22 protein-coding genes, 1 tRNA gene and 1 pseudogene are annotated in these 22,222 nt (G+C 71.9%); 12 read left to right on the top strand and 12 right to left on the bottom strand.

Annotation, left to right across the window (positions count from 1 at the left end; genetic code table 11):
- The first annotated feature begins 158 nt into the window (after window positions 1-158).
- Window positions 159-968, top strand: a complete 810-nt coding sequence (locus Vgi01_RS21480; protein WP_102660357.1) for an SURF1 family cytochrome oxidase biogenesis protein — start codon at window positions 159-161, stop codon at window positions 966-968.
- A gap of 86 nt (window positions 969-1,054) precedes the next feature.
- Here Vgi01_RS21480 and Vgi01_RS21475 read toward each other — a convergent pair whose 3' ends face one another.
- The 4 genes and pseudogenes from Vgi01_RS21475 to Vgi01_RS21460 form a co-directional block, all read right to left on the bottom strand.
- A complete protein-coding gene (locus Vgi01_RS21475) occupies window positions 1,055-2,671 on the bottom strand; it encodes an ATP-dependent DNA ligase (RefSeq protein WP_204292166.1) in 1,617 nt (538 codons plus the stop codon).
- 103 nt (window positions 2,672-2,774) lie between these two features.
- Window positions 2,775-2,981 carry a hypothetical protein gene (locus Vgi01_RS21470; protein ID WP_043721739.1) on the bottom strand — a complete coding sequence of 69 codons (207 nt, stop codon included), beginning with the start codon at window positions 2,979-2,981 and terminating at the stop codon, window positions 2,775-2,777.
- A gap of 70 nt (window positions 2,982-3,051) precedes the next feature.
- Window positions 3,052-4,398, bottom strand: coding sequence for a dipeptidase (locus tag Vgi01_RS21465; RefSeq protein ID WP_204292174.1), 1,347 nt, complete (start codon window positions 4,396-4,398; stop codon window positions 3,052-3,054).
- Window positions 4,397-5,203: pseudogene (locus Vgi01_RS21460) on the bottom strand (uridine kinase family protein); the annotation flags it as partial. The gene Vgi01_RS21465 and the pseudogene Vgi01_RS21460, both read right to left, overlap by 2 nt.
- 6 nt (window positions 5,204-5,209) lie before the next feature.
- On the opposite strand from Vgi01_RS21460, the gene Vgi01_RS21455 reads away from it, so the two are divergent.
- Window positions 5,210-5,611 carry a rhodanese-like domain-containing protein gene (locus Vgi01_RS21455; protein ID WP_102660360.1) on the top strand — a complete coding sequence of 134 codons (402 nt, stop codon included), beginning with the start codon at window positions 5,210-5,212 and terminating at the stop codon, window positions 5,609-5,611.
- Between the two features lie 31 nt (window positions 5,612-5,642).
- Here Vgi01_RS21455 and Vgi01_RS21450 read toward each other — a convergent pair whose 3' ends face one another.
- The 4 genes from Vgi01_RS21450 to Vgi01_RS21435 form a co-directional block, all read right to left on the bottom strand.
- The gene (locus tag Vgi01_RS21450) at window positions 5,643-6,257 is read right to left on the bottom strand and encodes a hypothetical protein (protein ID WP_204292164.1); all 615 of its coding nucleotides are present in this window, start codon (window positions 6,255-6,257) and stop codon (window positions 5,643-5,645) included.
- Window positions 6,258-6,288: 31 nt separating this feature from the next.
- Window positions 6,289-7,830: a cobyric acid synthase gene (locus Vgi01_RS21445; protein WP_204292163.1), complete on the bottom strand. Its 1,542-nt coding sequence runs from the start codon at window positions 7,828-7,830 to the stop codon at window positions 6,289-6,291.
- Window positions 7,827-8,936, bottom strand: coding sequence for a cobalamin biosynthesis protein (locus tag Vgi01_RS21440; protein ID WP_239089095.1), 1,110 nt, complete (start codon window positions 8,934-8,936; stop codon window positions 7,827-7,829). Before Vgi01_RS21440 ends, Vgi01_RS21445 begins: the two co-directional genes overlap by 4 nt.
- Window positions 8,937-9,191: 255 nt before the next feature.
- Window positions 9,192-10,049: a single-stranded DNA-binding protein gene (locus Vgi01_RS21435; protein WP_204292162.1), complete on the bottom strand. Its 858-nt coding sequence runs from the start codon at window positions 10,047-10,049 to the stop codon at window positions 9,192-9,194.
- 321 nt (window positions 10,050-10,370) lie between these two features.
- Here Vgi01_RS21435 and Vgi01_RS21430 point away from each other — a divergent pair, with 321 nt between their 5' ends.
- From Vgi01_RS21430 to Vgi01_RS21420, 3 genes are all read left to right on the top strand, one after another.
- Window positions 10,371-10,790, top strand: coding sequence for an HPF/RaiA family ribosome-associated protein (locus tag Vgi01_RS21430; protein ID WP_204292161.1), 420 nt, complete (start codon window positions 10,371-10,373; stop codon window positions 10,788-10,790).
- Between the two features lie 165 nt (window positions 10,791-10,955).
- Entirely contained in the window at window positions 10,956-11,999 is a 1,044-nt protein-coding gene (locus Vgi01_RS21425; RefSeq protein ID WP_204292160.1) for an alpha/beta hydrolase, read from the top strand.
- Window positions 12,000-12,121: 122 nt separating this feature from the next.
- Window positions 12,122-12,194: transfer RNA gene (locus Vgi01_RS21420), tRNA-Arg, on the top strand.
- A gap of 217 nt (window positions 12,195-12,411) precedes the next feature.
- Here Vgi01_RS21420 and Vgi01_RS21415 read toward each other — a convergent pair.
- A complete protein-coding gene (locus Vgi01_RS21415) occupies window positions 12,412-12,993 on the bottom strand; it encodes a hypothetical protein (protein WP_204292159.1) in 582 nt (193 codons plus the stop codon).
- Between the two features lie 62 nt (window positions 12,994-13,055).
- On the opposite strand from Vgi01_RS21415, the gene Vgi01_RS21410 reads away from it, so the two are divergent.
- Both Vgi01_RS21410 and Vgi01_RS21405 read left to right on the top strand, forming a co-directional pair.
- On the top strand, window positions 13,056-13,409 hold the full coding sequence (locus Vgi01_RS21410) for an immunity 51 family protein (RefSeq protein ID WP_275412576.1): 354 nt from the start codon (window positions 13,056-13,058) through the stop codon (window positions 13,407-13,409).
- 359 nt (window positions 13,410-13,768) lie between these two features.
- Window positions 13,769-13,939, top strand: coding sequence for a hypothetical protein (locus Vgi01_RS21405; protein ID WP_204292157.1), 171 nt, complete (start codon window positions 13,769-13,771; stop codon window positions 13,937-13,939).
- Between the two features lie 165 nt (window positions 13,940-14,104).
- On the opposite strand, the gene Vgi01_RS21400 is transcribed toward Vgi01_RS21405, so the two are convergent.
- Complete coding sequence (locus Vgi01_RS21400; RefSeq protein WP_102660368.1) at window positions 14,105-14,818, bottom strand: DUF899 domain-containing protein; 714 nt, start codon at window positions 14,816-14,818, stop codon at window positions 14,105-14,107.
- 243 nt (window positions 14,819-15,061) lie between these two features.
- Here Vgi01_RS21400 and Vgi01_RS21395 point away from each other — a divergent pair, with 243 nt between their 5' ends.
- Together Vgi01_RS21395 and Vgi01_RS21390 are read left to right on the top strand one after the other, a co-directional pair.
- A complete protein-coding gene (locus Vgi01_RS21395) occupies window positions 15,062-15,451 on the top strand; it encodes a YciI family protein (RefSeq protein ID WP_102660369.1) in 390 nt (129 codons plus the stop codon).
- Window positions 15,452-15,453: 2 nt separating this feature from the next.
- Window positions 15,454-16,677, top strand: coding sequence for an RNA polymerase sigma factor (locus Vgi01_RS21390; protein ID WP_204292156.1), 1,224 nt, complete (start codon window positions 15,454-15,456; stop codon window positions 16,675-16,677).
- 27 nt (window positions 16,678-16,704) lie between these two features.
- Here the strand turns inward: Vgi01_RS21390 and Vgi01_RS21385 are convergent, their stop codons facing one another.
- Entirely contained in the window at window positions 16,705-17,088 is a 384-nt protein-coding gene (locus tag Vgi01_RS21385; RefSeq protein ID WP_204292155.1) for a YciI family protein, read from the bottom strand.
- Between the two features lie 235 nt (window positions 17,089-17,323).
- A complete protein-coding gene (locus tag Vgi01_RS21380) occupies window positions 17,324-18,853 on the bottom strand; it encodes a PQQ-dependent sugar dehydrogenase (RefSeq protein ID WP_204292154.1) in 1,530 nt (509 codons plus the stop codon).
- 254 nt (window positions 18,854-19,107) lie between these two features.
- On the opposite strand from Vgi01_RS21380, the gene Vgi01_RS21375 reads away from it, so the two are divergent.
- From Vgi01_RS21375 to Vgi01_RS21365, 3 genes are read left to right on the top strand one after another with little or no spacing between them, the layout of a single operon-like run.
- A complete protein-coding gene (locus Vgi01_RS21375) occupies window positions 19,108-20,286 on the top strand; it encodes a sensor histidine kinase (protein ID WP_204292153.1) in 1,179 nt (392 codons plus the stop codon).
- Complete coding sequence (locus Vgi01_RS21370) at window positions 20,276-21,484, top strand: hypothetical protein (RefSeq protein WP_102658549.1); 1,209 nt, start codon at window positions 20,276-20,278, stop codon at window positions 21,482-21,484. Before Vgi01_RS21375 ends, Vgi01_RS21370 begins: the two co-directional genes overlap by 11 nt.
- A complete protein-coding gene (locus Vgi01_RS21365) occupies window positions 21,457-22,170 on the top strand; it encodes a response regulator transcription factor (protein WP_013735540.1) in 714 nt (237 codons plus the stop codon). The genes Vgi01_RS21370 and Vgi01_RS21365 overlap by 28 nt, the downstream gene beginning before the upstream one ends.
- The last annotated feature ends 52 nt before the right edge of the window (window positions 22,171-22,222 follow it).

The following is a 22,222-nucleotide window of genomic DNA, read 5'->3' as shown; positions in this document are numbered from 1 at the left end:
TGACGATAGCCGAACCGGACTACTGGCACGCACCGGCCGGTACCCCTCCCATTCCGGCGTCCCGGCCGGCCCCCGCCCCGCCCACCGCCCGGGTACGCTGCGCCACCACAGCCGGCGGCGCGGCACGGGGGCGACGACCCACCGGGTAGCCTCGTGGCGTGTACCGGTTCCTGCTGACGCCGCGCTGGCTGGGCATCCTCGCGCTGACTCTGGTCGCTGCCACGGTGATGGTGCTGCTGGGCAACTGGCAGCTGGACCGTTACCAGGGGCGTACCGCGATCAACGAACGGATCGACGCCGGCCTGCGGATGGCGGCGGTGCCGCTGCGCGAGGCGCTCGCCGCGCCGACCGGCGGTCCCGGCACGATCGGACCACCACCGGCCGAGGAGCGGACCTTCACCCGGGTCACCCTGACCGGCCGGTACGACACCGACAACACCGTGTTCGTCCGGGGTCGTACGGTCGACACCAAGGTCGGCTTCGAGGTACTCACCCCGCTGGTGCTTACCGACGGCACGGCCGTACTTGTGGACCGGGGTTGGATTCCGCCGGCCCCGGGTGGCGCGCTGGCCCAGCCGGAGATGCCGGCCACCCCGGCAGGCGAAGTGACAGTCGAGGGCCGGGTACGCGCGAGCGAGAGCGGCGACGCCAAGGTGTCCCGCCGCGACGGCCAGCTGGAGAGCCGTCGGATCTCGCTGCCCCAGCTCGCCCCTCAACTGCCGTACCCGCTGCACGGGGGGTACGTGCTGCTCGATGAGCAGACGCCGGCCGCCGATCCGGTGTTCAAGGCGGTGCCGGTGGGGCACGCCAACAACTGGCAGAACCTCGGCTACGTCGTACAGTGGTGGATCTTCGGGGCGATGACCGTGTTCGGCTTCGGCTGGATCGCCCGCCGGGAGGCCCGCCGCCTGGCCGGGGTGACCGACGACCGGCCCCGCGACCGCGCCGCCGACCCCTCCCCCGCCTGACCCCCGCCGCTCCTCCCCGCCTGACCGCCGCTGACCCGACGGCCCGGCCGCTGAGCCGACGGCCCGCTTGGGGCGACGGCCCGCCGCTACGGTGACGGCGCGGCCGGTGGGCGGCCGGCGTGGATGGCACGGACGGTGTCGATCGTGTCGGCCTCGGCGGCGGACTTGTCCTCGCGGTACCGCACCACCCGCGCAAAGCGCAGCGCCACCCCGCCGGGATAGCGCGAACTGGTCTGCACGCCGTCGAAGGCGATCTCCACCACCTGCTCGGGGCGGACCCGCACCACCCAGTCGCCCCGCTCCACCGCCAGGCCGAGGAAGCGTTCGGTCTGCCAGCGCAGCAGCTCGTCGGTGAGCCCCTTGAAGGTCTTGCCCAACATCACGAACTCGCCGGTGCGCGGATCACGCGCCCCCAGGTGCAGGTTGGACAGCCAGCCGGTGCGCCGGCCGCTGCCCCACTCGACGGCGAGCACGACCAGGTCCAGGGTGTGCCGAGGCTTGACCTTGATCCACGCTGCGCCGCGCCGGCCCGCTTCGTACGGCGCGTCGGGTGCCTTGACCACGACACCTTCCTGGCCGGCGTCGAGCGCGGCGGCGAACGCCTCGCCGGCCCGCTGCGGCTCGTCCACCTCCATCCGCCCCACCAGCAACCCGGCGTCGACCGTGCCGCGCAGCACCGCCCACCGCTCGCGGCCCGGCGCGTCGATCAGATCCGTGCCGTCCAGATGCAGCAGGTCGAAGAAGTACGGCGTGAGCACCGTCGTGCCGGTGCTCGCGGCGGCGGCCCGCACCGCCGGGGCGACCGGCGCGGCAGCGGTCGGTCCGTCCGTGGACCGGGCACCGGCTGATCCGCCGCGCCGGGCGGCGGCGCTGGAGGTCTGCTGGAAAGGCAGGGGTCGGCCCGTCTCGTCCAGGCCGATGGCCTCGCCGTCGAGGACCAGCTCCCGCGCCGGCAGGGCCCGCACCGCGGCGACCACCTCGGGCACCCGGGCGGTGATGTCGTCCAGGCTGCGGGTGAACACGGCGATGTCCGACCCGCTGCGGTGCACCTGGACGCGGATGCCGTCGAGCTTGACGTCGACCACGGCGGGGGTGCCCGTGGCGGCCAACGCCTCGTCGACCGAGGAGGCGCTCTGGGCCAGCATCGGCGCGAGTGGCCGCCCGACCCGCAGCCCGAACCCGGCCAGGGCGGCAGCGCCACCGGCGAGCGCGGCCACCGCCACCTCACGCAGGTCACCGGCGAGCAGCAACGCCCGGCGTACGGCGGCGACCGGCACCCCGGCGGCGCGGGCGATCGCGTCGGCGAGCAGCCCCGCCTGAGCGCCGTGGCGCAGCTCGCCGAGGAACAACCCGGTGAGCAGCCGCTGCTCGTCGGCGGTCGCCGCCGCGTAGAGGCTGTGCACCAGGGCACGGCGACGGGCCTGTGATCCGCTGCCGTGCACCGCGGCGATCGCGTCGATGGCCGCGTCGACCGCACCGACGGTCAGGGTCGGCTCCGCCGCGGGTGGCGGCAGGTCACGCAAGCCGGCCCAACCGACGCCGGTCTGCCGCTGGCGCAGCTCACCGGCGAGCCAGCCGGCTCCTGCGGCGATCTCGACCGGATCGAGCCGGCGCAACGCCTCGGCGAGCAGCTCGACCTTCGCCCGCCGGCCGCTGGTCGCGCCGACGGCTGCGGAGGTGGCAGCCAGGTCGAGGAATCGCACGCCCCAATCCTGCCAGCCACCTCCGACAACGCACGCCGTTCACCGCACCGCCGCCATTCGCGAGCGCCGCCGTTGGCCGGGCGTCGACTCGGGAGCGTCGGCCTCAGGCCGGGACCGGTTCCTCCACGCGCAGGCCGCGGGCGCGGACCCCCTCGGCGATGCGGGACAGCGACGCGTCCAGGGCGACCAGGGCGGCGGAAAGCTCCGCGAGCTGTTCCTTGAGCGTGTCCTCGGGCCACGCGGAGACGTCGATGTCTCCCAGAGCGCTGACGGCGGCCCCCAGGCGGGCCATCTCCTCGTTCGTACGCATGTTCGAGAGGCTACAACAGCCCCGCGTCCGACACACCGGAAACGGCCACCATTCGTGCGAAGTTACGGGTTCAGCCGCGACCCACCTCGGCCACCTTGGCCAGCAGCAACGCCTCGGCCAGGCAGACCCGGGCGAACTCGCCCAGGTGCAGGCTCTCGTTCGGCCCGTGCGCCCGGGCGTGCGGATCCTCCACACCGGTCACCAGGATCGCCGCCTGCGGGAACATCTCCCGCAGAGTGGCGATGAACGGGATCGAGCCGCCGAGGCCGATGTCCACCGCGTCGGTGCCGTCCCAGGCCGCCCGGAAGGCCGACCGGGCGGCGTCGAACATCGGGCCGGACGAGTCGATGACACACGGCGCCCCGTCGTGCTCGAAGCTCACCTCGACCTGCGCACCCCAGGGGGCGTGCCGGTGCAGGTGTTCACGCAGCGCCGCGTACGCCTTGGTCGGGTCGTCGCCCGGCGCGAGCCGTACGCTCAGCTTGGCCTTGGCGGTCGGCACCAACGCGTTGGGCGCCTCGCCGGTGGCCGGGGCGTCGATGCCGAGCACGGCGAGCGCCGGCTTGGTCCAGATCCGGTCGGTGATCCGGCCGGTACCGATCAGCTGCACCCCCTCCAGCACGCCCGCCTCGGCACGGAACCGCTCCTCGGGATAGTCGACGGTGGCGCCTACGCCCTGGGTCAACCCGTCGACCGCGACGTCGCCGGCGTCGTCGTGCAGGGTGGCCAGCAGCCGGACCAGGGTGGTCAGGGCGTCCGGCACCGGCCCGCCGAACATGCCGCTGTGCACGGCCTGCTCCAGGGTGCGTACCTCGACGAAGAGGTTGACCAGGCCGCGCAGCGAGGTGGTCAGCCCCGGCACGCCGATGTCCCAGTTCGTCGAGTCGGCGACCACGATCACGTCCGAGGCGATCGTGTCGCGGTGCGCGGCGAGCAACCGCTCAAGCGACTCGGAGCCGTACTCCTCCTCGCCCTCGATGAACAGCACCACCCCGACCGGAAGCCGATCGCCGAAGGCGCGCAGCGCGGCGATGTGCGCCATGATGCCGGCCTTGTCGTCGGCGGCACCCCGCCCGTACAGCCGGCCGTCCCGCTCGACCGGCTCGAACGGATCGGACTGCCACAGCGCCCGGTCGCCGACCGGCTGCACGTCGTGGTGGGCGTAGAGCATGACCGTCGGCGCGCCGGGTGGCGCTGCCCTGCGCCCGATCACCGCGGGCTGCCCACCGGCCCGCACGATCTCCACGTCGAGTCCGCAGCCGCGCAACAGTTCGGCCACCGCTTCGGCGGAGCGTTCCACGTGCGTGTGGTCGAAGCCTTCGAAGGCGATGCCGGGGATCCGGACCAGGCGCTCCAGATCGGCCCGTACACCAGGCAGTTCCCGCTGCACAGCGGCCCGCAGCTCGGCCTCCGTCATGATCGGTGTGGTCATGACCGGCATCGTATTCCGGCCTTACCCGACCCCGACGGCCACATCGCCGCATCCGGTGCCGCTCGACCTGAACCGCAGCTCAGTCCGCCGCCATTCGCAGGTAGTAGCGGTCGGCGTCGTGCGGCAGCGTGGGTGCGCCGTCGACGACCAGGTCGGCCCGGGCCCGCGTACCGTCGGCGCGGAAGTGCTCCTGCTCGCCGAGGTGCCACCGGCGCAGCTCGGGCAGGATTGACGGACCGTCACGGGTCACCGCCCTGGTCAGCCGCAGCGGCTGCGGCGCGGTGACGAAGACCGCCAGGCTCAGGTCGGCCGCCGCCTCGGCGCGGGCCGCGCTGACCCCCTCCACGATCAGCACCGGCGCTGCCGGCACCGGCACCGGGTTGGGCAGGAACGCCCGCCGCACCCAGCTGTACCGCTGGTAGGCGCCGGCCTGCCCGGCACGCACCGGTGCCAGCACCGACGACTCCAGACGGCGCCAGAAGGTGAGCTGGTCGTCCCACCCGTCGAGCAGGTCGTCGGTGTGCACCACCGGCGGACGACCCACGTCGGTGGCGGCAAAGGCGTCGGCCAGCCGCGCCGCGAAGGCCGTCTTACCCGCACCGCTGGGACCGTCGACCGCCACCAACCGGGTACGCCCCAACCGCGAGGGCCGCCGCAGCACCCGGCGCGCCAGTTCGGCGTACGCCGCAAAGACCGCAACCACGGGCACGGACGTTACCGTTCGTGTTGTCCCACACCGCTTCCGGCCGTGAACCGGCAGGCCAGAAGGCACGATCGGGTCGTGTCCCATTCCGTGATGAGTCCCGGCGTCGAGGCGTTGCTGGAGCAGGCCCGCGCGGGCATGACCCGGTTGACCCCGCAGGAAACGGTGCAGGCCGCCGCCCGCGGCGCGCTCGTGATCGACACCCGTACCGACATGCAGCGACGGGAGCAGGGTGACCTGCCCGGCGTCCTGGTGATCGATCGGACGGTGTTGGAGTGGCGGCTCGATCCGGCAAGCGACTGGCGCATCCCCGAAGCCACCGGCTACGACATCGAGGTCGTCGTGGTGTGTCGCCAGGGCTACAGCTCCAGCCTCGCCGCCGCCAGCCTGCGCGCCCTCGGCCTGCACCGGGCGACCGACATGATCGGCGGCGTGGACGCCTGGCGCGCCGCGGGTCTCCCCTTCTCCGATCGGCCGGCGGACGTCCGCCTCTGACCGTCTCCGGGGCTTCGGCGGGCGGGCCTGCTCAGGGCGTCATCGCCGTGAACGTCTGCTTCGCGTAGGCGGCCAGCAGCGTCTCGGTGGTGGCCTCGTCGGGCACCTCGGACCCCATTGACAGGAGATCGAGCCAGATCCACGCGTCACCGCGCGTCGCGTACATCGACGCGCGACGGGCCGTCACCGGCTCTGCGATGTCGGGAAGATCCAGCCCCTCGTCGACCGGCATGATCCACACCCAGGCACGGTCACCGAGTTGCGGCAGGTCGTACCAGGTGCCACGCGCCTGCGGCTTCGGTTTCGGCGGCAGCGCTTCCCGGGCGAGTTCCGGGGAATCGGCGAGTGCCGTGTTAACGGTGAGGTACATGGCGGCCGAATCCGTCTCGCCGGCCCCGAGCATGCACTTGCGCGACGGGTGACCCGGCCGGAACGGCAGCTCTCGGGTCTTGGCCGCGCCGCCGACCACATCGAGCATCGGCTGCGGGTCGAGCTTCGCGCACAGTTCGTCCACCAGGCGATAGCTGGTCGGAAACGGCGACGGGTCGGTCGGTTCCGACGGGCTGGCACACCCGGTCAGCAAGCAGCCGAACAGCACGGGCGGCAGCACCAGGGCAAACCGGGGCCAATGGCCGAGTAACGTCACGGGCGGATCCTGCCACGGCAGCCGGCACCTGTCAGACCCGTGAGGCTCCGGGTGGGACGAAGGGCAGGTCGGTGGGCGGACCGGACTCGATCAGCCGCCACAGGGCTGCCGTGTCGAGATGCTCCTCGACCAGGTCCCCCAGCAGGTCGAGGGTGCATTCCCGGGCACCGGCAAACGAGGTGTCCGGGGCGACCCGGAAGCCGGTACGCCCGGCCAAACGGGCCACCCGGGTGAGGAACCAGCGACGGAACTCGTCGGACTCGAAGGCACCGTGCCAGTGGGTACCGTGCACCACCCCGTGGACCGCACCCTCCCCTACCCCGTCGAGGTAGCGCAGCAGCGGGGTCAGCGTCGGCTCGGCGGCCGAGACGTACCCGTGGTGGATCTCGTATCCGCGTACCGGCAGGTCATCGGCGCAGGTGCCGGCCACCGCCCGAACCGTCTTGCGCGGGTCGAAGGTGATCTCGATGGGGAGCAGGTCGAGGCCGGGCACGCTGCCGCGTCGGCTCTCCACCGGGTCGTGGATGGCCCGGGCGAGCATCTGGAAACCGCCGCAGATGCCCAGCAGCGGGCGACCCGCCGCGACGTGCGCGGTGACCACGTCGGCGAGGCCGGTCTCCCGCAGCCAGGCCAGGTCCGCCACTGTCGACTTGGAACCGGGCAACACGATCAGGTCGGCGGCGGCCAGTTCGGCCGGCTCGACAGTCAACCGCACACGTACCCCGGGCTCGGTCGCGAGTGCTTCGACGTCGGTGGCGTTGCTGATCCGGGGCAAACGCACCACTGCGACGTCGAGCCACTCGGTGCCGTGCGGGGCGGCGGGTCGGCCGAGCACCCGGCCGTAGGCGAGCGAATCCTCGGCGTCCAACCACAGGTCCACCGCCCAGGGCAGGACCCCGTACGTCGGACGCCCGGTGAGCTGGCCCAGCATCGCCAGCCCCGGTTCGAGCAGCCCACGGTCACCGCGGAACTTGTTGACCACGAAACCGGCGATCAACGCCTGGTCGGCGGGGTCGAGCAGGGCCAGGGTGCCGAACATGGCGGCGAACACCCCACCCCGGTCGATGTCACCGACCACGATCGTCGGCAACCTGGCCTGCCGGGCCAGGCCCATGTTGACGTAGTCGCCGTCGCGCAGGTTGATCTCCGCGGGACTGCCGGCCCCCTCACAGACCACCACGTCGTACGCCGAGCGCAGCTCGCTCAGCGCGGCGTAGGCGGTACCGGCCAGCCGGGGGCGCAGCGACGCGAACGTGTCGGCGGTCATCGTGTCGACCGCCTCGCCCAACAGCACCACCTGGCTGGACAGGTCGCTGCCCGGCTTGAGCAGCACCGGGTTGAACCGCAGATCCGGGGCGAGCCCGCAGGCCGCCGCCTGCATCGCCTGCGCCCGCCCGATCTCACCGCCCCGGCCGTCCGGACCGACGACGACTGCCGAGTTGTTCGACATGTTCTGTGCCTTGAACGGTGCGACCTTGACGCCCTGGCGGTGCAGCCACCGGCAGATGCCGGCGGTCAGCACGCTCTTGCCGGCATCCGAGGTCGTCCCGGCGACCAGCAGACCCCCGGTCATCGCTCGCGCCCGGCCGCGACAGCACCCGACCCGACCGCGCCCGTTCCCGCCGCCCCGGAGCGGTCACGCGTCAATCGTGCGGCGATCGACCGGGCGGGTGTCGACCGGGCGGCGATGAGGGCACCAGTCCCGATGGTCCGGCGGGCGACTGCTGCGGTCATGCGGCCGACGGTCAACGGGTAGACGGCGGCGAGCCCGAGTGCCGCCAGCCCGACCGCGCCGGAGATCCGGGCGGCCCGGGACAGGTGGCGTGCCTCGGGACGTGGCCCGTCACCGAGGAACGGACGCGCCTCGGAGCGGCCGAAGTAGACATTGCGTCCGCCCAGCCGTACGCCAAGCGCCCCGGCCATCGCCGCCTCGCACTGCCCGGCGTTGGGGCTCGGGTGGTCGGCGCGGTCCCGCCGCCACACCCGCCAGGCCTGCTCCCGGTCGCCGTGCCCGACCGGAGCGAGGGCGACGGTCAGCAGGCCGGTCAACCGTGCCGGCACCAGGTTGAGCAGGTCGTCCAGGCGGGCGGCCGGCGTACCGAACCGGCCATAGCGGGCGTTACGGTGCCCGACCATCGCGTCCAGGGTGTTCGCCGCCCGGTAGCCGAGCAGCCCCGGCAGCCCGGCCACCGCGCCCCAGACCAGCGGGGCCACCACGGCATCCGAGGTGTTCTCCGCGACGGACTCGACGGTGGCCCGCGCCAGCTCCGGCTCGTCAAGCGTCGACGGGTCGCGCCCGCAGAGGTTGCCGAGCCGGTGCCGGGCGGCCGGCACGTCACCGGAGCGCAGTTCGCGACCCATCGCCTTCGCCTCATGGCGCAGGCTGCGACCGCCGAGCACCGCCCATGTGCCGGCGGCGACAAGCGTCGCGCGGGCCACCGGCCGGCGTCGGGTGGCGAACGCGGCCGCCGCCCCGACGAGCACCGGCGCGCCCACGGCGAGCGCGGTGAAGGCAGCGCCGGCCAGCCGGTCGGGCCGGTAGAGGCGGCGTTCCAGGGCGGCGGCGGCCCGGCCGAAGCCAGCGACCGGATGCCCGCGTCGAGGGTCGCCGAGCAGCGCGTCGAGCGCATATCCGGCGACAAGTCCTACCGCGTTCGCCACCGCACCCGCGTGCTGCACCACACCACCTCCGGCCGGCAGCCTAGCCGAGCCCGGCACGTCGACCGGCTCGATCCAGCGCGGCCCTGCCGGCATCCCAGCAGGGCCCGCGAGGACCAGCCGGCCGCCGCCCCGGACAGCCCGAGGACCGACCGGCCGCCGCCCCCGGACAGCCCGAGGACCAGCCGGCCGCCACCCCCCGGACAGCCCGAGAACCAGCCTGCCGCCGCCCCGGGCAGCCCGAGGACCGACCGGCAGCCGCCTCCGGGCAGTCGGTCACACCGGCTGCGGCTGCCGCCCACGGCCGCGTCGTCCGCGTCCGGTCACCTCGGCGCCCGCCCCCGATTCCTCCGGACGCCCCAGCGACTCGACCGCAGCTTCGCCACCCTCGAACCGGCTCGCCGCCGACCCGGCAGCGGCCGAACCACCCGCGTCCGATCCGCCCGCGTTCGACCCGTCAGAGTTCGGCCCGGCGGCCTCGGCGTCGAGCGGGGCCAACTCGTCGGAGGTCTCCGCCGGCTCCCCGCCGTCGAACGGGTCGGACGGGAAGGGCTCGTCCCCGCCCACCTGCCGGTACGCCCCGCTGCCGGGCCGCGTGCCCGGGCCGGCGGCGTACTCGTCGGAACCCAGGTCGGGCAGCTCGAACTCGTCGTCGAGCCCGCCGAGGTCGGGTCGGGCCGGTGCCTCGGAGTCCGGCACCGGCTCGGTCGGTTCGCCGTGCACCCGCTGCTCGGCCTCGTTGTCGGAGACGGCACTTGTGCTCAGGCTCGGCCGGTTACGCAGGAAGCGGCCGCGCCCTCGGGACAGGTCGTGACCGACGGCGACCGCCTCCAACTCGTACAGGGTGCGGTGGTTGCCCGCCTCGTCGGTCCAGTCGCGGGTGTAGAGCCGCCCGCAGACGACCACCGGGTCGCCGACCATCACCGAGGCGGCCACCCCTTCGGCGAGCTTGCGCCAGCAGTTCACCCGTACGCGCAGGCTGTTGCCGTCCACCCACCGGCCGCGGTCCCGGTCGAGGCGGCGGGCGGTGGAGGCGACCTTGAAGTTGGCCACCAGGGTGTTGCTCTGGGTCGTACGACGCCACTCCGGCGCGGTCAGCACGTTGCCGACGATCGTGACATAGGTGTCGAACATCGCCCCTCCAGCGGGGGTCGGGGGCTCACTGTGAGCCGACTCGCCACCGAGCCTGCGCCGACGCCCGTCCTCCGGCAGCCCCGCGCGACCGATCTGTGGACAGAGCAGGCGCCTGTGGAAAAGTGCCTGATCAAGGTCCCGGTGTGGTAGGCCAGTCGGCCCTGTCACCCGCCCGCCCGACGGGGCAATGATCGAGGCACAACAACGTTCCGGATGACTTCCGGCGGGGTAGTGATCTCCCGACCGCGATGTCGACGAAAGGTCAGCGATCATGAGGACGACCGTCAGCCGTTCCGCCCACGTCCCTGGTGAGGTGCGGCGATGAGCACCAACCCGGCTACCGTGGCGAAGTGCCTCCGGCTCAACGCCGGCTTCTCGCAAGCCGACCGGAACTGGATCGTCGAGCAGTTCGCCACCCTCGACGCCCGCCTGGCCACCTTTGACGCCGACGCGACCGACCTCGAACTTTCGATCAAGGACCGGGAAGCCAAGGGCCAGCGGGTCACCCTGGAGTGCCGGATCGCGGGCTGGGAGAAGATCGTCACCACCTCGTCCGAGCAGGATCTGCGCGCCGCGCTCAACGACGTCCGGGACGACCTGCGCCGCAAGATCAACGACGCGAAGACCCGGCAGGAGCCGCGCAACAACAAGCACCTGCGGGTCGCCCCGCCGCCCGGCCAGGACACGCCGGCCGAGGCCGAGGAACTGGCCGGCACCGGCGCGACGACCGACGACAGGTGAACGTGCCGCCGGCCGGGTCCGGCCGGCGACACGACCAGACCATGAGAGGTGATCGGCTTGCCGACCGGCCGCGAGGCCCACGGCGACTGAGCCGAGGTGAGCCCCGTCCGTCAGGGCGCGGGCGGGGCTACCACCCGGTAGGGCGGTCGGCGTACCGTCGGCATCGTGGAACCGGATCTGTTGGGCCCGCCGTACGAGCGGCACACGATCGACCTGGGCAGCGACGACGAAGGACCGGTGGTCGCGACCCTGGTCCGCCGCCGGGCCGAGCGCCCGAGCCGGCGGGCCGTGCTGTACGTGCACGGCTTCGTCGACTACTTCTTCCAGACCCACGTGGCGGACTTCTTCGCCGCCCGAGGCTGGGACTTCTACGCCCTCGACCTGCGCAAGTACGGCCGCAGCCTGCTACCGCACCAGACCCCCAACTTCTGCTGCGACCTCGGCGACTACTTCCCCGAACTGGACGCCGCCGCCGAGATCATCCGCACCGAGGACGGGCACGACACCGTACTGGCCATGGGCCACTCCACCGGCGGCCTGATCGTCTCGCTCTGGGCACACGACCGCCGCGACGCCGGCCTGGTCGACGGCATCGTCCTCAACAGCCCCTTCTTCGACCTCAACGCCCCCTGGCTGGTGCGTCGACCCCTCGCGGCCGCCGTCGCGCGCCTGGGCCGCCGGGCGCCGCAGCGCATCCTCCCGTTCAGCCTGGGCACCGTGTACGGCGAGAGCCTCCACGCCGACCATCGCGGCGAATGGACGTACAACCTGGCCTGGAAGCCGCTCGCCGGGTTCCCCGTGCGGGCCGGCTGGATCGACGCCATCCGCACCGGCCAACGCCGCCTGCGGGCCGGACTCGACATCCAGGTGCCGGTGCTGCTCGCCTGCTCGACCCGCTCGTTCCGCAGCACCAAGTGGCACGAGTCGGCCACCCTCGCCGACGCCGTACTCGACGTCGAACACATGGTCCGCTGGGCACCCCGCCTCGGCCCGCACATCACCCTGGCCCGCTTCGACGGCGGCCTGCACGACCTGACGCTCTCCGGCCCCGCCGTACGCGAAAAGGTGTTCGCCGAGGTCGGACGCTGGGCCGACGCCTTCCTCGGTGCCGGACCGACGCCGACCGACCCGCCCGCGCCCGACCCGCTCCCCCCAGCGCCCGGCGACCGCAAGGCGGACGACCCCGAGCAGGCCGACGCGACCGCCTGAACACCGCCGGCAGCCACGAGTAACCGGGTGCACGCCGCCACGACGCGTGCAACGCTGACCCGGCCACCCATTCCGCCGCGCGACGACAGGGCGGCGGTACCCTTCTCGCGCGATACCACGGCGCGCCCGTAGCTCAGCGGATAGAGCAGGGGACTTCTAATCCCAAGGCCGCAGGTTCGAATCCTGCCGGGCGCACCCTCACCACCGCAGGTCAACAGCTTGGTAGGCCCAGTAGGTCGCAGACCTCAACATGAGGTCACGGCCCACCCGTCCATCGCCGAGGCCGAGACGACTCTGACCGGCGAGCAGGTCGAAGCTGTACGGGGTTGCTGGACGAAGACGGCATCTTGGTGGCGGCGACCCTGGGTACGGAGGGCGGCCCGGACCCCGAGATCCGCTTCGTCGTTCGCCGCTACGAAACAAGGCCCGTCCCGGCTGCGTGTCGCTCACACATGCTCTGAGCATCACGTTCCCAGGCGCTTCCCACGAGAGCGACGGGGTGGGTGACCTCTCTGACTTGCCTGTCATCGGTCTCCACCGAAAGCCGTAGCGACAACGGCTCCGGCTGGATTGCGACCGAGCACTCGAACCGCAGCTCGACCAGGAGCTGACCTGTGCCGCCAGGGGGTAACAGCCGGGGCTGTCCTGTGCTGCGTACCGTGAAGCCCGGCCTCTCTGCCTGAACCTCCCGAACCGTGATCGGCGCGGGGCCAGCGTTGATCAACAACAACTGCCCAGACAGTTGGACCGATCCCTGGGCGGCCGAGCCTCCGAAGTTGGCCGACTGAGGTAAGGCCACGAGCGCGACCACTGCGTTCCGCTCCCGCAGATCACGCGAGTCGCGCAGCTCGCTGACGCCGAAACCGCCAAGCACAACGCCGACCGCCAACGCAGCGACGAGGTGCAGGGTCATCTTCCAGCCGGCCATCGGCCGGTCAGAGGTGCCGGTTCCCGACTCGGCCGGGTGGTGATTCTGCCCGCCCAAGTCGATCACAGCGTGCTCCACGACATAGGCGTCAGCCTAGGGTCTGCCCACGCCTAGCATCAGGTGGATGCTTGACGACCCGACCACCTTCGCTCCCTTCGTGCTGCTGGAGTACCCACGCTCCTGGCACCTACTGCCTCATGCTCACTGACGGGCAGATGGAAGAGGTTGCGGAGAGGTTCGAGGAGGCGGGAGCCGAAGGCAACGGTCACGGCTGGGAAGCCCTGGCAGAGTCAGTCGTGCAGAGGCGGGCGCCGGACCTCGTTGACGATCTCAGCTTTACGTCCGAGTCGGGGCCGTTTGCCGTGAACAGCACCAACCTGGATGCGCTGCGTCGCCTCGCGTCGATCTTGCACCCCGCCTACCACGACGAGGCACTGCTCAGAGCTCTGCTTCGTGATGCGGGGCCAGGCCTATTGGCGTAGCTCAGCTTTTGGTTCGTAGCTGGACAGCCGTGGTGGGCGGCTCGGCGTAGGGCCGAGCCGCTCACTGGCTGCCGGCGGTGAGGTGCTGGACCCACTCCGACCAGTACCTGACGACCGTGTGCCAGGCCGGCTGCCGCCCGCGTCTGCGACCTCAGATGTTCGGCAGTCCGCGCTCGGCGAAGCGCCGGATCGGCTGGCCCGGGTTGTGCTGGAACACTGCGATGCCGAACGGCGGGGGCGGGGGCGGCGGGGTGCGCCGAGTCGGTCCAGTACTTGAACTTCTCCACGATCCAGGCCAACTGCCCGACCGGCGAGTTCGTCAACCCGTACCTCAACGTCTGCGGCCAGGTCGACTGGATGTGCATGTAGCCGGCCTGCTCGGTGGCGAAGCGCCCGAGCCGGCTCAGCCGGCCATCGCCGACGTAATCGACGGCGGCAAGACCATCTCCTGGCCGCTCGACGAGGAGCCACCGGCGGAGATCGCCGTCCTCGCCGGCCGGTTCCGCTCGATCAGGAGGTCGCCGCGGTGAAGGCCGAGCGCCGCGATGGGCTGATCGACAAGCAGCGGCCGGGTCGACCCCCGTCGATCACTCGCCCGATTTTATAGGCGAGTTTCTGACGCAGGACACTAGCCTCGCCGCGAGCCGAAGACCGACTGGCGCGACCGGGATGAGCACGTCTGCCAAGTTGGCGGATCAGCTCGGGTACCGGTCATGGAAGCGGATCGCCACGCTGCCGGGCCCCTCCGTCTGCCGGCCCAGCGGCGTGAGGTCCAGGTAGTTGAAGGTGTTGTGCAGGATGTCGTTCTCCCACCCATAGGACGAGTAGGTGTGGTAGACGTCTTCGCCGTCGCGCAGGAAGACGCTCACTGCGCCCTGCTCGCCCTCGGTGAAGAAGTCCATTCCCTCGGCGATCAGGGTGGCCTTGTCCTTGTAGTTGTATTCGACCGGGGCGACCGCCTCATCGAGGGTGACGTGGAAGTCGTAGTTGAAGTCCGAGTCGAACGACGAGTACCACGGCAGCGGCCAACCCATGCGCTCGCGGTGCCGCAGCAGCTTGGCCAAGGGTGCCCGGGACACGATGGCGAAGGTCGTGTCGCGTGCGTGCAGATGGGCGGGGTGGCCGACGTTGTCCATCAGCAAGGAGCAGAAGCGGCAGCCTTCTTCCCAGGCCGGGTCGAACATCATGTGGTAGACGATCAACTGGCGTCGACCTTCGAACATGTCGGCCAGGCTCACGGTGCCCTGCGGCCCCTCGAAGAAATACTTCTTGTCCACGCGGACCATGGGAAGTCGCTGCCGCTCCGCGGTGGCGGCGCGCCGCGCCTCGTTCGCCGCGGCCTCGGTGGCCAGCAGCGTCTTGCGGGCGACCAGCCATTCCTGCCGGTCGACGACTGTAGGCAGACTCATACGGCCTTCCCTTCCATCCGAATCTCCGTCTCACAAGTGAGTCGGTGTCGGAGGCTGGATTTCGACGTGGCCAGCAGCGTCCATCGAGCCGCGTGGCATCGTTGTCCGCGCCGGGCGATGCTCTAGCCTGGCTCAGTTGCGGCCCGCCTGAGTGCGAGCTGCCGGGGATGTCGACATCGGCCGCTTCGCTTCGACTTACCTTACGAGAGACGCCGCGCGGGCGCCGGACACCGAGGGTGAACCATGAAGTATGTCGTCCTGATTCACAGCAACCCGACCAAGTGGGCGCACCCGATGTTCCTCCACCAGAGTGATCAGGTGGAGCCCGAGGCGCAGGCGACCCTGCTCAAGGAGTTCGGCGAGCTGCTGACGGAGATCGAGCAGTCGGGTGAGCTGATCGAGTCGGCCGCGCTCGACGCCCCGTCCACGAGCAAGGCGCTGCGCGTACGCGACGAGCAGCTGACCGTGACCGATGGCCCGTTCGCCGATGCCAAGGAGCATCTGGCCGGGTTCTTCCTGATCGACGTCGCGAGCGAGGAGCGGGCGATCGAGATCGCGTCCCGGCTGCCCGACTCGCGCTACGGCACGGTGGAGCTGCGGCCGCTTGCGGATCTGTCGGGTACGGAGAGTTAGGCGTGCAGGATCTGCTGCGCGGTCTCGTGCCGCAGGTCCTCAGCGTTCTCGTCCGGCGTCACGGCGACTTCGAGGCCTGCGAGGACGCGGTGCAGGAAGCGCTGCTCGCGGCCGTGGTGCAATGGCCGGAGCAGGGCATGCCCGATTTCCCGTTGGCGTGGCTGATCACGGTGGCCAGTCGGCGGCTGACCGACCTGCGCCGCAGTGAGGCCGCCCGCCATAGGCGGGAGGTCAACTCGGCCGCGTTGACACCTCGCGACGAGTTCGTCGCCGCCGGTCCGGGCGACGACCTGCCGCACGGCGACGACACGCTCGTCCTGCTGTTGCTGTGCTGCCATCCGGCGCTGTCGCGGCCTGCACAGATGGCGCTGACGCTGCGGGCAGTCGGCGGCCTCACGACGGCCCAGATCGCCAACGCGTTCATGGTGCCGGATGCGACCATGAGCCAGCGGATCAGCCGCGCCAAGCGGCAGATAAAGGCGGCCGGCGCGACGTTCCAGATGCCGTCCGGCGCGGATCTGCACGAGCGGCTTCAGGTGGTCCGTCACGTGCTCTACCTCATCTTCAACGAGGGCTACACGGCCACCTCCGGGCCCGATCTGCGACGCCCCGATCTGACCCGCGAGGCGATCCGGCTCACCCGGGAGATCCACCGGCTGCTTCCCGACGACGGCGAGGTCGCCGGGCTGCTCGCGCTCATGCTGCTGACCGACGCGCGCAGCCCGGCGCGCACCGGACCGGACGGGGCCCTGATCGCGCTCGCCGACCAGGACCGGTCCAAGTGGAATCAGGACCAGATTGCCGAGGGCGTAGGCCTGGTGACGCGGACGTTGAGCAACGCGCCCATCGGGCCCTACCAGTTGCAGGCGGCGATCGCGGCGCTGCACGACGAGGCCGAGCGCGCCGAGGACACCGACTGGCGGCAGATCCTCGTCCTCTACGACCTGCTCGAGCAGGTCTGGCCCAATCCGGTGGTACGGCTCAACAAGGCGGTCGCGGCGACCATGGCACGCGGCCCGCGCAGTGGCCTGGAACTGCTGGCCACGTTGGACTCCGACGAGCGCATCGCGGGCAGTCATCGACTGCTGGCGGTACGCGCGCATCTGTTGGAACTGGCGGGCGACTGCCGGGCGGCGCTTGCGGCGTACAAAGCGGCGGCGCGACGCGCGACGAACCTGCCGGAGCGCCGTTACCTTGAGGCACGCGCCACCCGGCTACACGGTTGAGACCCGGCTGCAACGCAACGCAACGGATCACATTTCCATGCCAGACAATCCCATCACCGGTCGCATCTCGACCCGACCCTCGCCGGCCGCAGGTATTCGAGCGGCCACCTCGACGGCGCGCTGCGGACTGTCGACGTCCACGACCAGGAAGCCCGCCAGGTGGCTGCGGGCCAGCCCCATAGTGTCGTCGGTCGCCAACAGAGCGTCGCCGCTACAGCGTAGCGGCGTGCGGGCCACCGGGTCTGCCAGGGCGGACGCAGCGATGAGTTCGCCCGACTCCGTGATCTCCCGCAGCAGCCGGTCGAAGGCCGCGGCCCGGGCATCGCACAGGTCGACGCCGGTGCCGCTCGGCAGGAACATCGGATGTACCCAGCTGTCGGGGTCACTGTGGATCAGCAGGACGTACCTCACGCCACTCCTCCGCCCAGGCACTGTTGCGACGTTCTCTCAAGAAGGTCGGATCAGCGGCCCCCGGTTCGACATCACGGCGGCAGCAGCGCCGGACTGCGCTCCACCTTCACGCCTGCGGAAGTCTGGCAGCGCCCGTCGGCACGCAACGCGGGCCGCACGGCGGTCGCCCGGCCCGCACGAAGGCAGCCCAGCCCGCACCGCAGAGCATGCGGTACGGGCCGGGCCGGTACGCCGGTCAGCCGATCTGACAGGTCGTGCCGTTGAGGCGGAACTCGCTCGGACGGTTGTTGGTGCCGGAGTAGGTGGCCTGGAAGCCGAAGCTCGCCGTGCCGTTGGTGGGCAGTGCGGCGTTCCACGCGGCGTTGCGCGCGGTCACGGTCTGCCCCGACTGGGTGACCTGGGCGTTCCAGCCGCCGGTCACCTGCTGATTACCGCCGAACGACCACGTCAGGGTCCAACCGTTGAGCGCCGCGCCCCGGTTGGTGACCTGCACCTCGGCGGTGAAGCCGGTGTTCCACTGGTTGACCGTCCAACTCACCGTGCACTGGGCCGGGCCGGGCGGCGGGGTGGTCGGGGGCGGCGTGGTCGGGGGCGGCGTGGTCGGGGGCGGCGTGGTCGGCGGAGGCGTGGTCGGCGGCGGAGTGGTGTCCCGGGGTGGGAAGCGCAGGATCCGGTCGTCGCTGCCCGCCGGGGTGCCCCGGCCGTCGCGGTTGCTGGTGGTGACCCAGAGCCAGCCGTCCGGGCCGTACTCGACCGTGCGCAGTCGGCCGTACGTGCCGACCAGTTCCGCGGTGGGGGTGCCCACCGATCCGGTTCCGGTCAGCGGCACGTTCCACAGGCGGTTGCCGCGCAGGGCAGCCACGAAGAGCTGGTCTCCGGCGATGGTGGCGCCGCTCGGTGACGCCTCGGCGGGCGTCCAGGTGATCAGCGGGTCCCGGAAGCGGGGGTCGCCGGCCCGGCCCTCGACGGTGGGCCAGCCGTAGTTGCCGCCCGCCACGATCAGGTTGACCTCGTCCCAGGTGTTCTGGCCGAACTCGGTGGCATACAGCCGACCCTGGGCGTCCCAGGCCAACCCCTGCACGTGCCGGTGGCCGAGGCTGTAGACGGGCGAGCCGGCGATCGGGTTGTCCGGCGGCACCGAGCCGTCCGGCCGGATCCGCAGGATCTTGCCGTTGCGGCTCTGCGGGTTCTGTGCGGTGGCGGTCTGTCCCGCGTCACCGACTCCGACGTAGAGCATGCCGTCGGGGCCGAAGGCGATCCGGCCGCCGTTGTGGATCGACGCTCGGGTCAGCCCGGTGAGGATCGGCTGCTGCGTCTGCGGGGCGGTGAGCCGGAAGCGGGAGATGCGGTTGTCGGTGGCGGTGGTGAAGTAGACGTAGATCCAGCCGTCCTGCGCGTATGTCGGGGAAACCGCGAGGCCGAGCAGGCCACCCTCGCTTGTGGGGCTCACGCCGGAGATCTGCACGATCGACTCGGGTGGCTGGCCGGGTCGGACCCGGACGACCTGCCCGGTGGGACGCTGGGCCACCAGCGCACTGCCGTCGGGGAGGAAGTCCATCCCCCAGGGCACCTGCAGCCCGGTGGCGACCGTCTCCGGGCGGGTGAAGTCGAAGTCACCGACGGCGAGCGCTGCGGGTGCCGCATCCGCCATGGCACCGGACGGACGTTCCGCGCTCGGCACCGCGCCGGCCAGCCCGCCGAGGCCGACGCTGCCGGCGACCAGGCCGGCGGTGAGTGCGGTTCCGACTGCGAGTCGGATTCTCATGCCACCCCCTCTGATATCGACATTGATCAATGCATATTACGTGATGTCCAGGCACCCGGCGACCGGGGCGGCATGATCATCGGATTACGGGGCGACGCGGCGACCCCGCTGCTGGTCGCCGGACAAGAGCCCAGGTCCGACAACCCGTCCGACACTGAACGTCACCATCGACCTCGCATTATGTTATTCTCCGGCGTCGATTTCTCAGCGCGTACCCGGATCGGGTCGTTTGTCGCGAAGGACGCTCTTACCCGATGCCGGCCCTGGCCACCCTGACCGCGCCACCCAGCACGGTCGACTCACCGGCGACCGGGGCCTTCGCGTTCATCTTCACCCGCCTGCCGGCGCTGCTGCGGCTCTCCTGCGGCCTGGTCTGCGCGGCGGTGGCGCTCGCCGTGCGCACCCCGCCGGTCCGCACCGACCTGCTCGTGCCCGCCGTGGCCGTACTGACCGTCTGGTCGATCTGGTACGCGACGCGGGCCTGGCACCACGGCATCGACGCACCCCTGGTCGTCGGCGACCTGACGCTCACCGTCGCCGCCTGCCTGGCGATCCCGGTGCTCGTCGCACCGGAGGTGCTGCCCGGCGAGGCGAGCTGGATCGCGGTGCTGGCCAGCACCACGGTGATCAACACGCAGGCCACCGCCCCGGCCCGCTGGTCCATCCCGGCGGGGCTGCTGGTCGCCGCCGCCTACGCGACCGGCGCGCACGCGGCCGGCAACACCACCGAGGCACGCGCCCACGCGGTCACCCTGCTGACCCAGATCGCCTGCACGGCGATGCTGACCGCGGTGATGCGCCGCCGGGTGGCGCGGGCCGACGCCGACTTCGTGGCCGAGCAGCGCGCCTCCCGGGCGGCGCTTGTCGCCCGCACCGCGCGGGAGGCGGAACGCCAGCAGAACCGCGATCTGCACGACACCGTCCTGGCCACGTTGACCATGGTCGGGCAGGGCGTGGTCACCGGCTCGTCGGCGGCGCTGCGGGACCGGTGCGCCGCCGACCTGCGTACCCTCGCCACCCTGGCCGAGGCGCGGTCGGTTCCGGCGGACGCGACCCGGCGGCTGGACGAACGCCTGCGGGAGATGCTCGCCCGCCTGCCCGGCCTGCCGGTCAACGCGGACCTGCCGCCGTGCACGATCCCGGCCGCGGTGGCCGAGGTGATCGCGGAGAGCGCACACGCGGCACTGTCCAACGTGGCCCGCCACGCGCCCGGTGCCGCCACCATGCTGCGCCTGCGCACCCGTGCCGGCCGCGTCACGGTCGAGGTACGCGACGAAGGCCCCGGCTTCGACCCGGCCACCGTCCCCGCCCACCGGTACGGGCTACGCGAGTCCATCGTGGGACGGATGGCCAGCATCGACGGCCGGGCCGATGTGGACTCCGCGCCCGGGCAGGGCACCCGGATCCGGCTGGAGTGGTCGGATGTCAGCTGACCCGGAGGCGATCCGCCTGACCCCGGCGGTCATCCCCGTGACCGGCGGGTACGACGGCCGGGCGGCGACGACAGCGGTGAAGGTCGGCGTCGGCCAGGCGGCGGCTGCGGTGGCCCGGGTCTCCGACCGGGGAGCCCGGATCGTGGCGGTCACCATCGCGCTGGTCTGGCACCTGGCGATCGCGCTACCCGCCGTGCTCGCCGCCCGTACCCAACTGGCCGTGCCGCAGGTGGTGCTCGGCGCCTGGCTGCTGGTGGCGGCCGTCGGGCTGCTCGCCGGGGTCCGGCTGCTGCGGGACGCTCCGCTGCCCACGCCTCCGTTGGTCGGGCTGCTGCTCGCGGTGGACGTGGCGGTGTTCGCCTCGGTGGGACGCGCGCAGTTGTTCAGCCCGGCCAACTGGGTCTGGGGCACCCTCGCCTGGTTCTTTCTGGTGGTGCTCTGGGGCCGTCCGGTCCGGTGGCTGCTCGCCCTGCTGGCCGCACACGCGGCCACCGCGCTGACCGCCGTCACGCTCTACGACGCCACCGGGGCGGCCGACCTGGCCCGCGCCGCGATGGCCCTCTACGGCACCTCGTCGCTGCCGGTGGCGGTCTTCGCCGGGGCGCTGATGCTCGGGTTGCTCCTGCGCGACCGGGCGGCCAGCGCCGCCGCCAGCAACGTGATGCTCGCCGAACGCGAGGCCGCCGAGCGAGCCCGTGGCGAGCGGCGCGATCGGCTCGCCGTGGTCAGCGACGCCGCTACCGAGGTGTTGACCGAGTTGGCGCAGGGCCGGGCCGATCCGTCCGATCCGGACGTACAGCGCCGGTGCGTACGCGCTGCGGCACGGCTGCGGCGGCTGATCGCCGAATCCGACGACGTGCCCCATCCACTGCTGCACGAGTTGCGGGCGGCCGCCGATCTCGCCGAGCGGGACGGCCTCTCCATCGACCTTGTCACAATCGGTACACCACCACCACTGTCGGTGCAGGTCCGTCGCCAACTGGTCGAACCGCTCACCGCCACGCTCGCCGACGAGCGGGACTGGGCGCGGCTGACCATCGTCGCCAATCCGGACGAGGTGGTGGTCAGCCTGGTCGTCCCGGACCGGGCCGGACCGGACGCCACCGGCGGGCAGCCCGATCAGGGCGACGGACAGGTGGAGTACCTCTACGAGCGGGACGGTGAGATCAGATGGACGCAGACGCGCTGGCGTCGATGACGCCGGGGCGGCCTGTCGGGGTGGCGATCGTGGACGATCACCCGGTGGTCGTCGACGGGGTGCGCGCCTGGCTGGCGACCGAGCCACGGTTGACCGTGCTGGCCACCGGTGACGATCCCGACGAGGTGCTGCGCGCCGCGCCCGAGGCCGACGTCGTCCTGCTCGACCTGCGGCTGCACGGCCGGCTCGTGCTGGACAAGCTGGCCGAGTTGAGCGCGGCCGGCCGACGCGTGGTGGTCTACTCGGAACACTCGGATCCGCCGACGATCCTCGCCGCGCTGGACGCCGGGGCGGTGGCCTTCCTCGCCAAGCACGAGGGGCGGGAACACTGCGTGGCGACCGTACTGGACGCGGCGAGTGACCGCCCGTACGTGGCACCCGCGTTGGCCGGCGCGATGGTCGGTGACTCGCGGCCGGACCGCCCGATGCTGTCGGACAAGGAACGCGAGGCGCTGCTGCTGTGGTTCCAGTCGATGTCCAAGGCGTCGGTCGCGCGCCGGATGCGGATCAGCGAGCACACCGTCAAGCAGTACGTCGACCGAGCGCGAATCAAGTACAGCCGGGTGGGCAGGCCGGCCGCCACGAAAGCGGCTCTGCTGGCCCGGGCGATCGAGGACGGCCTCGTCCGACCGGAGGAGATCGGCATCTACCGGTCGCAGGCATCAGCCGAGTGGCCGACCCCCTAACAGGCGTCATGACACCGCAGCACGGGTTGGGCGAGGCTCATGCACAGATGCC

This window comes from Micromonospora gifhornensis, from assembly GCF_016863515.1.
In the GTDB taxonomy this organism is placed as follows: domain Bacteria; phylum Actinomycetota; class Actinomycetes; order Mycobacteriales; family Micromonosporaceae; genus Micromonospora; species Micromonospora gifhornensis.
Note: the sequence above shows the minus strand (reverse complement) of the source record. Positions and strands in the feature narration are given on the sequence as shown.